The sequence below is a fragment of the Bordetella bronchialis genome (genome assembly GCF_001676705.1).
Classification (GTDB): Bacteria; Pseudomonadota; Gammaproteobacteria; order Burkholderiales; family Burkholderiaceae_B; genus Bordetella_C; species Bordetella_C bronchialis.
Genome location: NZ_CP016170.1, coordinates 3285229 through 3297296 on the forward strand (window position 1 = coordinate 3285229; position 12068 = coordinate 3297296).

Annotated in this window: 10 protein-coding genes; 5 read left to right on the top strand and 5 right to left on the bottom strand. The window is 66.9% G+C overall.

Features of this window, described 5'->3' with window-relative positions; all coding sequences use genetic code 11:
• The first annotated feature begins 143 nt into the window (after nt 1-143).
• A complete protein-coding gene (locus tag BAU06_RS14525) occupies nt 144-1454 on the top strand; it encodes a metallophosphoesterase (RefSeq protein WP_082993695.1) in 1311 nt (436 codons plus the stop codon).
• Nucleotides 1455-1519: 65 nt separating this feature from the next.
• On the opposite strand, the gene BAU06_RS14530 is transcribed toward BAU06_RS14525, so the two are convergent.
• The 4 genes from BAU06_RS14530 to BAU06_RS14545 are packed head-to-tail and all read right to left on the bottom strand — an operon-like array spanning nt 1520 to nt 5888.
• Nucleotides 1520-2635 (bottom strand): vWA domain-containing protein, encoded by a 1116-nt coding sequence (locus BAU06_RS14530; RefSeq protein ID WP_066350395.1) that lies wholly within the window; start codon nt 2633-2635, stop codon nt 1520-1522.
• Nucleotides 2636-2653: 18 nt separating this feature from the next.
• Nucleotides 2654-3775, bottom strand: coding sequence for a DUF58 domain-containing protein (locus BAU06_RS14535; RefSeq protein ID WP_082993696.1), 1122 nt, complete (start codon nt 3773-3775; stop codon nt 2654-2656).
• Nucleotides 3753-4766, bottom strand: coding sequence for an AAA family ATPase (locus BAU06_RS14540; RefSeq protein ID WP_066350397.1), 1014 nt, complete (start codon nt 4764-4766; stop codon nt 3753-3755). Before BAU06_RS14540 ends, BAU06_RS14535 begins: the two co-directional genes overlap by 23 nt.
• 12 nt (nt 4767-4778) lie before the next feature.
• Nucleotides 4779-5888 (bottom strand): S1C family serine protease, encoded by a 1110-nt coding sequence (locus BAU06_RS14545; RefSeq protein WP_066350401.1) that lies wholly within the window; start codon nt 5886-5888, stop codon nt 4779-4781.
• Nucleotides 5889-5961: 73 nt separating this feature from the next.
• Here BAU06_RS14545 and BAU06_RS14550 point away from each other — a divergent pair, with 73 nt between their 5' ends.
• Entirely contained in the window at nt 5962-7026 is a 1065-nt protein-coding gene (locus BAU06_RS14550; protein WP_066350403.1) for a VWA domain-containing protein, read from the top strand.
• 107 nt (nt 7027-7133) lie between these two features.
• Here the strand turns inward: BAU06_RS14550 and BAU06_RS14555 are convergent, their stop codons facing one another.
• Nucleotides 7134-8057, bottom strand: a complete 924-nt coding sequence (locus BAU06_RS14555; protein ID WP_066350404.1) for a bestrophin family protein — start codon at nt 8055-8057, stop codon at nt 7134-7136.
• A gap of 163 nt (nt 8058-8220) precedes the next feature.
• Here BAU06_RS14555 and BAU06_RS26635 point away from each other — a divergent pair, with 163 nt between their 5' ends.
• The 3 genes from BAU06_RS26635 (at nt 8221) to BAU06_RS14570 (ending at nt 12034) form a co-directional block, all read left to right on the top strand.
• Nucleotides 8221-8667 (top strand): hypothetical protein, encoded by a 447-nt coding sequence (locus BAU06_RS26635; protein ID WP_066350409.1) that lies wholly within the window; start codon nt 8221-8223, stop codon nt 8665-8667.
• A gap of 112 nt (nt 8668-8779) precedes the next feature.
• Nucleotides 8780-11047, top strand: a complete 2268-nt coding sequence (locus BAU06_RS14565) for a TonB-dependent receptor (RefSeq protein ID WP_082993697.1) — start codon at nt 8780-8782, stop codon at nt 11045-11047.
• 399 nt (nt 11048-11446) lie between these two features.
• The gene (locus tag BAU06_RS14570; protein ID WP_066350411.1) at nt 11447-12034 is read left to right on the top strand and encodes a C40 family peptidase; all 588 of its coding nucleotides are present in this window, start codon (nt 11447-11449) and stop codon (nt 12032-12034) included.
• The last annotated feature ends 34 nt before the right edge of the window (nt 12035-12068 follow it).

Sequence of the window (12068 nt, forward strand, 5' to 3'; positions counted from 1 at the left end):
CAGTCATTTCCCTCCGCCTGTCGGACAAGATCATGCAGGGTAACTAGCGGGTCCCCAGCTCTTGCCGCCGTTGCGACGTCCCCAAATCATGGACGTGCCGCCGCTCGGATCCTCCGGGCGGCCATGCGGACCGGAGAGACGAAATGCCCATGACTGCCCGCGGTACGTTGACACATCGTTTTCTTCTTTGCGGTCTCGCTTGCCTTGCAATCCTGGTGCGGCCGGCCCTTGCGGTAGACAGCTTCAGCTTCATCGTGGCGGCCGATCCCCAGCCATGGCGCCTCGACAACGGGCTGGACTCGAACTCCGACGGGAACCGCCAGAACTGGCTGAACGTCGCCAATCCGACTTATCAGAGCATGCGTGGCCTGGGTGCCAAGCTGATGATCATCAACGGCGACATGACGGAGTTCGGGCGCGCCGCGACATGGGCAGACACGTTGAGCGCGGCTGGCAATGCGAACATGCCGGTCATGTTCGGCCTGGGCAATCACGACTACTCCAATAACATCAATGACTGCACGGATGGACTCAATACCTTCTTCAATCATTGCGCCGTCGAATCCGTGGTCAACTTGACTTACCAGTACCGACCGGAGCAATGGCAGAACTACGGCGGATTGAGTGGTCTGAATATCGTCCGCAAAGACTGGACCACCACGGTCGACACCAATAATTACCTCGACGAGATCAACGGCAGCCTGGCGTATTCATTCGAGTATGGCGGCGTGCACTTTATCCAGCTCAATCTGTGTCCGACCTATACCCGCAGCTTCTCCGACTCGAACTACGAGGTCAACATCACCAGCGCCGTGGATTGGTTGACAGGCGATATCGCGGCCGCGCGGGCCTTCGGATTCAAAATAGTCATGAATTACCATGCCCCCTACGATCCGCAATGCCCGCTGCCGCAGCAATTCCTGGATCTGGCCAAGAAGGTAGACGTCATTTTCAACGGCGATTTGCACGAGTTTCGCTATGACACCGATCTGGGCGTTCCCCGATTCGTTGTGGATGCCATTTATCATGGCGGCTATTACCTTGTTTCGGTAAACGACAACGGCATGGCCGTACAGCAGTACAACGGCATCACGGGCACGCCGAGCGCACTGGGCAACCCCCAATTCGTGCCCTTCGGCCTGATGCCTTATATCGCCAACCCGCAGAACGGCTCGGTCGTCTATGTCCCGCCGCGGCCAACGATCAATGGCACGGGCGTACCCAACGCCCCCTTGAATGCCTCGGTGCAGTACGGCCAGCAAAGTCCCTTGCCATTTTGTCAAACGACGGTCAATCCGGACGGCACGTGGGACTGCAGCAGCAGCTTTATCGGATCGAACAGCAGTCCGAACACGGTGATCGTCACGCAGACGGTGGATCAGCAACAGAGTCCGCCCGCGTACAGTACGTTCACCATTCAGGTCGTCGACGCCCCCACGCCATCGAAGCACTGAGCCCATCGCGCGCGCCCCCGTCGATATGAACAGGTCCGCACACAGGACGGTGGCCCGCCGTGGTCTTACAGGACGCGCCCGAACCACCACAGCGACAACAAGCCCGCGCAGACCGCCAGCAACGCCCCCAGCGCGGCGAACAGCGCGGTGATCTCCACCATGTCCTGTTTATCGAAGGCCAGGCGGGCGCTGAGCAGGCCGTAGACTTTCTTGAGCGCCTCGGCGTCTTCCGCGCGGAAATATTCGCCGCCGGTGACGTCGGCGACTTTCTTCAGCACCGTCTCGTCCAAGCGCACGCGGGAAGACCAGCCGTCCACCGTGATGACCACGCCTTCCGGGGTGCCGATGCCCACGGTGTAGATGCGCACGCCGTGTTCGGCGGCCACCTGCGCGGCCTGCAGCGCTTCCGGCCCGGTATTGTTCTCGCCGTCCGACAAGAGCACGATGGCGCCCGAATTGTCGGCGGACGGTCCGGTGGCGTCGCCCTCCTTGGGCAGGGCTTTTCCGTTGGCGCCATTGTCCAGGCGCCCGCCCGGCGCGTTGCGCGCGGCCTCGGGCCGTTGCGGCGGCTTGTCCTTCTCGGCCTTGGCGCTCTCGTTCATGAAACGGTCGACGTCGATACCCGCCTTGGGCAGCAGGGTGACCAGCGCGATGATCAGGCCGTTGCCCAGCGCGGTACCGCGCTGCGGCTGCAGGCGGTCCAGCGCGGCCACGACGTCTTCTTTCCTGCGGCTGGGGGCCTGCGCCACCGACGCCGTCCCGGCCACCGACACGACGCCCACGCTGACATCGGCCGGCTGCGCATTGACGAAGATCTTGGCCGCCTGGCGCGCGGCCTGGATGCGGTTGGGCTTGATGTCTTCCGCGCGCATGCTGCCGGACGCGTCCATGGCCAGGATGACGGTCTGCAGCCGCGAAGGCAGCATCATCAAGGCTTGCGGCCGCGCCACGGCCAGCAGCAGCGCCGCCACGGCGAGCAGGATCAGCACCGCGGGGAAATGGCGCCGCCATCCCACCCGCCCCTGCACGCGCAGGCCGGTGACCTTCAAGGCCGGATAGAGCGCGGCCGCGCGGCGCCGGCGGCGCTCGTGCCAGGCATAGACGAGCACCAATATCGGCACGAGCACCAGCAGCCACAGCATGCGAGGCCAGAGGAAGCTGATGGTGGGCAGTGCATTCATGGCTGGCTCACGGCAGGGTCATGGGAAGCGCCGCGCCGCGCCCATGGCCACACGCCTGTCCGCCATCGACCCCGCCCGCAGATGCTGCTGCGAACGGGAGGGCGCGGCGTTGTCCATGCCCGCGGCAAGGGCCGTGCCTTCGCCTTTCGGCGCGCCGCCCGGCCGGCGACGCTGCTGCGCGAAGCGCAACAGGGCCAGGTCCATGCGCGTATCCGTCGCCAGCGACAGGCACGCCACGCCCGCGCCGGCAAAGGCATCCCGCAAGGCTGCTTCGCGCGCCGCCGCGGCTTCGGCGAAGCGGCCGCGGAACGAGGCGTCATGGGTATCGACGAGCAACTGCTCTCCCGTTTCGGCATCCTGCAGTACGACCAGGCCCAGGTCGGGCAAGGCGGATTCCAGCGGGTCGACCAGGCGCACCGCCACCACGTCATGGTGGCGGGCCAGCAAGCCCAGCGAGGTTTCCCAACCCGGCGCGCTGATGAAATCCGATACGACGAACAGCGCGGAACGGCGGCTCACCAGGCCACGCGCCGGGTCCAGCAGGTCGGCCAGCCGCGTTTCGCCGCGGGTGGCTGCCTGCACGGCATGCATGCGATCGAGCAGGTGCAGCAAATGGCGCCGGCCGGAACGCGCCGGGACCACCGAAGGCCGCGCCCCGGGCGCGCCGCTGTAAAGCATGGCGCCGACGCGATTGCCGTGGCGGGTCAGCAAGCGCGCCATGACGGCGGTGAAGTCCGCCAGCAGCGCACGCTTGCGCACCGCGCCGGAACCGAAGTCCACCGATCCGCTCAGGTCCAGCAGAAACCACGCCGCGACCTCGCGATCCTCCTGGAATTCGCGGACATGGGGCGTCTGCAGACGCGCCGTCACGTTCCAGTCGATATAGCGCACGTCATCGCCGGGCTGGTATTCGCGCAGGTCGACGAAATCGATGCCGAAGCCGCGGAACAGCGTGCGATAGTCGCCCTGCAGCAAGCCGTCCAGGCGCCGGATGACGGTCCACTCCAGCCGCCGCACCAGGGCATCCGCCTGCCGTTCGCGGCTGTGCGCCTGCACATCTCCCGGCGCATTCCCCGGCGCATCGACGGATGCGCCGCCGGGAACGGCGGGACGCCGGCTAGACTTCCGCCACCCGAACATGGGATTCCAGCGGGCGCTCGGGCGCCGGCAGGGCCTGCAGCACACGGCCGATCAGTTGATCCGCGCTCACGCCATCCGACAGCGCTTCATAGGAAAGCACAATGCGATGGCGCAGGACGTCCGGTACCAGGTCGATGACATCCTCGGGCAGCGCGTAGTCGCGGCCGCGCAGGAAAGCCAGCGCGCGGGCGCCGTCGATCAGGCCTATGCTGGCGCGCGGACTGGCCCCGAACGACACATAGCGTTCCATGTCGGCCAGGCCGCAGCGGCCCGGCGAGCGCGTGGCCGCCACCACGCGGACGGCGTACTGGATCAGGCCCGGATCCACGTATACCTTGCGGCATTCCTCCTGCAGGCGCACCAGTTGGCCGGGCATGGCCACCGGGTTCACCGCGATGGGAGGCCCGGTGAAGCGATTGACGATGACGACCTCTTCTTCCTCGGTGGGATAGCCGACCAGCACCTTCATCATGAAGCGGTCGATCTGGGCCTCCGGCAAGGGATACGTGCCTTCGGTCTCTATGGGATTCTGGGTGGCCATCACCAGGAAGGGCGTGGGCACGGGATGCGTCTCTCCACCGATGGTGACCTGTCTTTCCTGCATGACCTCCAGCAAGGCGCTCTGGACCTTGGCCGGCGCCCGGTTGATCTCGTCGGCCAGCAGCAGATTGGCGAACACCGGTCCCAGCATCGTGGAGAACTCGCCCGTGCGCTGGTTGTACATGCGCGTACCGACCAGGTCCGCCGGCAGCAGGTCCGGTGTGAACTGGATGCGCTTGAAAGACCCGCGCATGGTGCGCGCCAGCGTGTTCACCGTCAGGGTCTTGGCCAGCCCCGGCACGCCTTCCACCAGCAGATGGCCGCGCGCGAGTATGGCCACCAGCACGCGTTCCAGGAAGTGGTCCTGTCCGACCACCACACGCTTCACCTCGTACAGCAGGCGCTCCATCAGATTGGCGCTATCCACCGCGCTCATGGGTTGGTCGTTCATACGCCTCCAGATCTAGAAGGGAGAAATGCCCACGGCGCTGCCCGCGCTTTCGATAGTCGTGGCAAAGCCGATACCGACGAAGGTCTTGCTGTTGGTGGGGTTAAGAATCGCCGTCACGATACCGACCACCTCCCCGTCCATATTCACCAGGGGGCCGCCCGAATTGCCGGGATTGGCGGCCGCGTCGAACTGGATCAGGTGGTCCAGGTCCTGCTTGCTTTCCGGCGACACGAATTGACGGTTCAGGCCGGACACCACGCCCGAAGAAACCGACGGGCCGATGCCGAAAGGAAAGCCGACGGCCACGACTTCGTCGCCCGGCGCAAGATTGCGGCTGGAGCCCAGCGTGGCCGCCGGCAGATCGTCGGGCAGGGATGTCGCGCGTATGACGGCCAGGTCTTTCTCCGGCTGCACGCCGACCACAGAGGCATCCGACTCATGGCCGTCATAGAACCTGACCTTCAGGCGGCGCGCGCCGGCGATGACATGGAAGTTGGTCAGGATCACCCCCTGGTCGGTGATCACCACGCCGGAGCCGATGTTGACGGCTTCTTCATCGCCACCCGGCGCGTCCTTGCCATCGGGCGACTTCCTGGCCTCCGGCGCGGGCTTGCCATCCGGGGCGGCCTTGCCGGCGCCCGGCTTGTCGCCGTTCGGCGGGTTTGTTCCCGGTTGCGGCACGCCGGGCTGCGGCGCCCCCGGCTGAGGCGCCCCCGGCTGTGGCGCCCCCGGCTGTGGCGCCCCCGGCTGAGGCGCCCCCGGCTTTCCCGCATCGGCTTGCCTGGAGTCGGGCTTGTTGCCGTCCGGCGCATTGGCGTCAGGACGATTGCCGCCGGGCTTGTCGCCGTCGGCGGGCGGCGTCGCGGCCGCTGGCTTGTCGGCGTCAGCGTCGATCTGCGGATAGCCGATGATCTCCACCACCGACGGCCGCACGGCTTCGGCGGCCCGGGCGGTCCTGGACGGCAGGCTCTTGGTTTCCAGGGTATGCAGGACAGCGGCGTCGATGTCCTTTTGCGTCAGCGCACGCAGCTTGGGCTGCATCAGCCAGGCAGAACCCAGGCCAGCAACGAACACCAGCGCGACCGCTGCCGCTCCCCATCCGTAGATCGCAACCCGTTTCATCGTTGCCACCGGAATTCCGCCTCGTCGTGGAAGTACAGTACCATCGTCGCATCCACGCGCCAAGGAGAACTGTATGCGGTTTCTCTGGCCCGAATTGCTCTGGCTGCTGTTGCTGCTGCCTTTGCTTGCCGCCGCCTATTTCTACGTGCTGGCGCGGCGCAAGAAAGCCGCGGTGGTTTATCCCGACCTCGCATTGGCACGCACCGCAATGGGGCCTGGCCAACGGCTGCGGCGACATGTCCCTCCTTTGCTTTTCTGGCTTGCGCTGGGCGCCGCGCTGCTGGCGTGCGCGCGTCCCAGCGCCACCGTCACCCTGCCTGCCGATACGCTCACGCTGGTCCTGACCATGGACGTATCGCGCAGCATGGAAGCCGCCGACGTGCAGCCCACCCGGCTCAGCGCGGCCCAGGACGCGGCGCGCAACTTCATCAAGGATCTGCCGTCCAGCGTGCGACTGGGTATCGTCGCCTTCGCGGCGGCGGCGACCGTGGTGCAACCGCCCACCGACAACCGGCAGGACATGCTCGATGCCATCGATCGCTTCGAACTGCAGCGCGGCACGGCAACCGGCAGCGGCCTGATCGTGGCGCTGGCCACCCTCTTTCCCGACGACCGGAACACCTTCGAGTCCATGTTGCTCAACGACCCGGCATCCCGCTTCGGCCCGTACGCCGCGCCGCTGGGCAGCGCCGGCGCGGCGGACCAGGCCCTCAAGCGCGAACAGGAACGGCCGCCCAGGGAGCCCGGGTCGTATCGCAACGGCGCCATCATCCTGCTCAGCGATGGTCGCCGCACCACGGGGCCCGATCCGCTGGAGATCGCCCGGATGGCGGCCAAGCGCGGCGTGCGCATCTACACGGTCGGCTTCGGCACGCAGCAAGGCGCGACGGTGGGCGGCGAAGGCTGGTCGTACTTCATGCAGCTGGACGAGACGACGCTGCGCGCGGTGGCGAAATTGACGGGGGGCGAGTATTTCCAGGCGGGGTCCGCGTCCGACCTGAGCCAGGTGTACAGCAAGCTCAGCACGCGTTTCTCGCTGGAACGCCGCGAGACCGAAATCGGGGCGCTGCTGGCGGCCGCCGCGGCCCTGCTGCTGGCCGCCGCCTGCGTGCTGTCCGTATTGTGGTTCCGGCGGTGACCCGCCCCGCGTTTCGCGCGGTGACCCACCCGTGGCTCCGGCGGCGGATCCAACTGTTGTCGCGGCGATGATCCGCCCGTGGTCGTTGCAATGATCCGCCTTGCGGATTAATCCAGACGATAGCGCGCGTCGGGCACCGCGGCCGGCGGCAAGTCCCGGTCGCCCAGCGTGTCGCGCATCGCGCGTTCGATCTGGATGGACAAGGCATCCAGCGGAAGATCGTTGGCGTCCTGTCCGAAGGGGTCTTCCAGTTCCCCCGCGATGGTGTGCAGGGCCAGGAATGCGTAGGCGATGAAGACCGTCACGATGGGGGTAGCCCACCCGATGCTCTCCACCAGGCCGAAGGGCAGCAGGACGCAATAAAAATACGTCGTCCGATGCAGCAGGACTTCATAGGGATAAGGCACCGGCGTGGTCCTGATGCGCTCGCAGGCGCCGGCCGCCTGGCTAAGCCTGTCCAGGTGGGCCAGGGCCGCCGCCAGCAGGATATCGTCGATGCGCGCGTCCCGGCGCCAGGACGCCAGTTGCCGCTGCACACAGGTCAACAGATATTGCGGCCGGTGCGCACGCCGCAGCACATCGCGGGCGTGTGCGTCGCCCAGGAACTCGTGCAACGCGCGGCTCGGGTCGGTGCCGCGCAATTGATGCTTGAGCACGTGCACGAAGGCAGCCAGCGTATTGACTAGATGCCGGACATCCGATGGGGCGGCTGCCGGACTGGGCACGGTCACCGCGTAGCGCGCCAGATCGCGCGTCGCGCATGACAGCACGCCCCACTGCTTGCGTCCTTCCCAATACCGCTCGTAGCAGGCGTTGTTGCGAAAGCTGGCGAAAATCGCCAGCGCCACGCCGATCAGGGAGAAAGGCACGGGGCTCAGACACAGGAAGAAGGCGTCGCTGCGGCGATACCCCCAGAGGGCCGCCAGCGAGAGCAGGAAGATGATGCCCAGCGGCGCCAAGATGGTGTTCCGCACCGAGTGTTCCCAGGCGAACAGCATGCGGAACCAGCCGGTTTTGGGGCGCACGATCATGGGCCGGCACCATACCGCGCGACGGGGGACGCCGACCCGCGGCCTTCACATTTGCGCCAGATCTTATATGGAATAATATATCATTACAAAAATACGCGGATCCGGCGGGGTCCATGCTTGGCATCCTCCGATGCGCCCTGCCCGTCCATCTCGGGGAAAGAACTTGCCGCGGGCAGAGCCTATTTTCGTCTCCATCGCCAGGCGTCCGGCCGCACGCGCCGCCGCCTTGCTATGGATATGGCTGGCCGCGCTGTTCGCTCCGCTGGGCGCGACATTGCATGCGATGTCGCACCTGGACCTGCCGGGAGCGGCCGCCCATGGCCAGGCTTCGGCATCGCCGCGACAGGGTGCGCGCGCCGGCGCGGACGCGGCAGCCAGCGTCGCGCGCCAGCCGGGCACGGCGCACGGCGCGGCCGCGCACTGCCACGTCTGCGACGAATGGCAGTTTCTGGATCACGCGCTGCCGGTCACGGCGCTGGCCGCCTTCGCGGCGGGCAGCTACGCGGCGCCGGCGGACCGGCCTTTCCTCCCGCGCCGGCCGGCGGATCGGCCCTGGATCCTGCCGCGCGCACCGCCGGCGACGCTGTCCGGCACCCTCGCCTGGCGCTGATCCGCACCCGGACGCCCTTCTGCCGCAGCCGGCCGTTCGAACGGCCGGACCGCCCTTTTTCGCAGCCCGGCCGCTCGAACGGCCGGACGGCCCCCTTTTTCCTATCGAAACGATGCCTCGATCTCTCCCAGCCCCGCGGCGCCCACGCTCCGCCCGCCGCTTTAGTTCGTCTCCGCTCGCCCTGTCACTGAGTGCGGCGCTGGCCGTGTGCGCCGCCCCGTCGGCCCGGTCCCAGGACGCCGGGCAGCTGGCTCCCGCTTCCGCCACCGGCCGCGCCGCGCCGGCCGCTTCCAGCGCGAATGCCCCTTCCCCCGGGGCGGCACCCGCATCCCCGGCGAACGTCCTTGCCGCCGACACGGCGCCCGCATCCGGCCGCCACAGCGGCAGCAGCCCCGCCGCGACGGCCACCGCGCCCACGGTCACCCTGCCGACGGTGATCACGACCGGGAATCCCCTGGGCAGCGCGGATATCGCCTCGCCCACCACCGTGCTGGAAGGCACCGGCCTGGACCTGCGCCGCGCCGACACGCTGGGCCAGACGCTCAATGGCTTGCCCGGTATCTCCACCACTACCTATGGCCCCATGGTGGGCCGTCCCATCATCCGCGGCATGGATGGGGACCGCATCCGCATCATGAACAACGGCCTGGGTTCGGTGGATGCCTCGTCGCTGTCCTTCGACCATGCCGTGCCGCTGGACCCGATGAGCGCCAGCCGCATCGAGATCGTGCGCGGCCCCGCCGCGCTGCTGTACGGCGGCAACGCCGTCGGCGGCGTGGTCAATGTCATCGACGACCGCATTCCCACCGAACCGGTGCAAGGCGTCCACGGCCAGCTTCAGGGCGACTGGGGCGGCGCGAACAACAGCCGTTCAGGCGCGGTGCAGCTGGAAGGCGGGGACGGTCGCTTCGCCATCCGCGCCGACGCCTTTGGCCGCCAGACCGACGACCTGCGCATTCCCGGCTATGCACGCACGCCTGCCCTGCGCGCCCAGGATGGTCCGGATGCCGACGAAGCGCACGGACGGCTGCCCAACAGCGACGGCTCGATGCACGGCGGCGGCGTGGGGATGTCATGGACCGGCGACAGCGGCTACGCGGGGATTTCCTATAGCGGCTACGACTCGGATTACGGCTCGGTGGCGGAAGATTCCGTGCGCCTGAAAATGCGCCAGGAACGTTTCGGAGCCACCAGCAAGATCGACGACCTGGACGGCCCGTTCAAAAGCCTGAAGTTCGACTTCGCCTACACCGATTACCAGCATCGCGAGATCGACGACGGCGTCACCGGCACCCGCTTCAAGAACCATGGCTACGAAGCGCGCGTCGAGGCGCAGCACCAGGACCTGGGCCCGCTGCGGGGCGCGCTGGGGCTGCAGGTCAGCCAGACGCGCTTTTCCGCGCTGGGGGACGAAAGCCTGGTTCCCACCACCGAGACCGACTCGTTCGCCCTGTTCGACGTGGAGCAGTGGGACGTCACGGACCGCCTCAACCTTAGCCTGGGCGGCCGCTTGGAATACACCCGATTGTCGCCTTCCGCTGGCGGCGTGGAGAAATTCGACGCGGCATCCAAGCGGGATTTCACCGCGGGCAGTCTGGCGCTGGGCGCCATCTACAAGCTGGACGGCGTCTGGTCCCTGGCGGCCAACGCGTCCTACACGGAGCGGGCGCCGACCTTCTACGAGCTGTACGCCAACGGACCGCACGAGGCGACCGGCCAGTACCTGATCGGCGATCCCTCCCTGAACAAGGAGCGCTCGTTCTCCGGGGACCTGGGACTGCGCTTCAAGGCCGGCCCCCACCATGGCAACTTCGGCGTCTTCTACAGCCACTTCCGCAACTACATCACGGAGATGAACACCGGCCTGTTCGCCAACGACGAAGGCGAGATCGTGCCCCCCGGCACCGACGACGCGCTGTCGCAGGCCTTCTACCGCGGCGTGCCGGCGGATTTCTACGGCTTCGAGGCCGAGGGCACGTTCCGGGTCCTGGACCGCGGGGCGCACAAGCTGGACCTGCTGCTCTCCGGAGACTACACCAACGCGCGCAACAGCGACACCGGCGAGCCCCTGCCGCGCATCCCGCCGCTGCGGCTGGGATTCGGCCTGGACTACGCCTACGGCGCCTGGGGCGCCGGGGTGTCCTTCACCAAGGCCTTCGCCCAGCACCGGCATCCCGACAACGATGACAGCACGGACGGCTATTACAAGCTGGATGCCGACCTGACGTACTCGTTCCGGGTGGACAAGACGCAATGGCAGGCGTACCTGCGCGGCACCAATCTGACCAACCAAGAGATCCGCTACGCAACGTCGGTATTGCGCGACATCGCGCCGGAAGGCGGACGCGCCGTGATGGTGGGCGTGCGGGCAAGTTTCTAAGCGCCCCGCCCGCGCGTTCCGGGGTCTGTTTGCGGTCTTTTTACGAAAACGGCCCCGCTTTTTCGGCCATTTATTGGCGGGTCGCGTCAGAATGGCGGCATTTACAACATGCGCACACCATTTGTTTCATCGGGGACACAAGGCGCCCTTCGGGGCCGCAACGGCGCGATGCCGACTAGGGGTTTACCCTTGGATCACCAAGGGATATCCCGGGCGCCGCTAGCGGCTTCCCTGGGGAAGCCGGCGATTGCAATCGCAATCGCAGAGATTGGCAGATTTTCCCCGCAGATGTAAGAAATATTTCCGTTATATAATCCACTTCGCGAACTATTTCCGCATTCGCCGGCTTGAACGCAGTTGAAGCCACGCCATTCCACTCCGATTTTCTGAAGTGCAGTTATGACGCCGCCGACGAGACGCTATCCCTTTTCCCGAATCTTCCTTCCCGCCGCCCTACTGACCATCGCCCTCGCCACCCTGCCCGGTACCGCCGGCGCGATGATTTCCTCAGATGCCCTTGGCTCCCTCAAGGGTCTTTCCCCTACCGACCTTCCCACCGTCCCCTCGCTGCGCGACCGTGTCGTCGCCGCCGGGCTGGACGCGCTGGGAACGCGTTACCGCTATGGCGGCGACGATCCCGATACCGGCTTCGATTGCAGCGGCCTGGTCAGCTTCATCTACAAGGAAGTGGCCGGCATGGACCTGCCGCGCCGCGCGCGCGATCAACGCGCCGAAGGCCGCGCCGTCAAAACGGCCCAGCTGCAACCTGGCGACCTGGTGTTCTTCGGCATACGCCGGCACAACCAGACGTCCCACGTCGGCATCTATATCGGCAATAACGAATTCATCCACGCCCCCACGCGGGGCGAGAAAGTACGCATCGATACGCTGGACAGCGCCTACTGGTCCAAGCGCTTCAACGGCGCCCGCCGCTATATCGCTCCCGGCGATGGCGGCGCGACCGCCGTGGCGTCCAACGCCCGATAAGCCCGCGGCGGGCGGCTCCTGCGCCCGGCCCGCC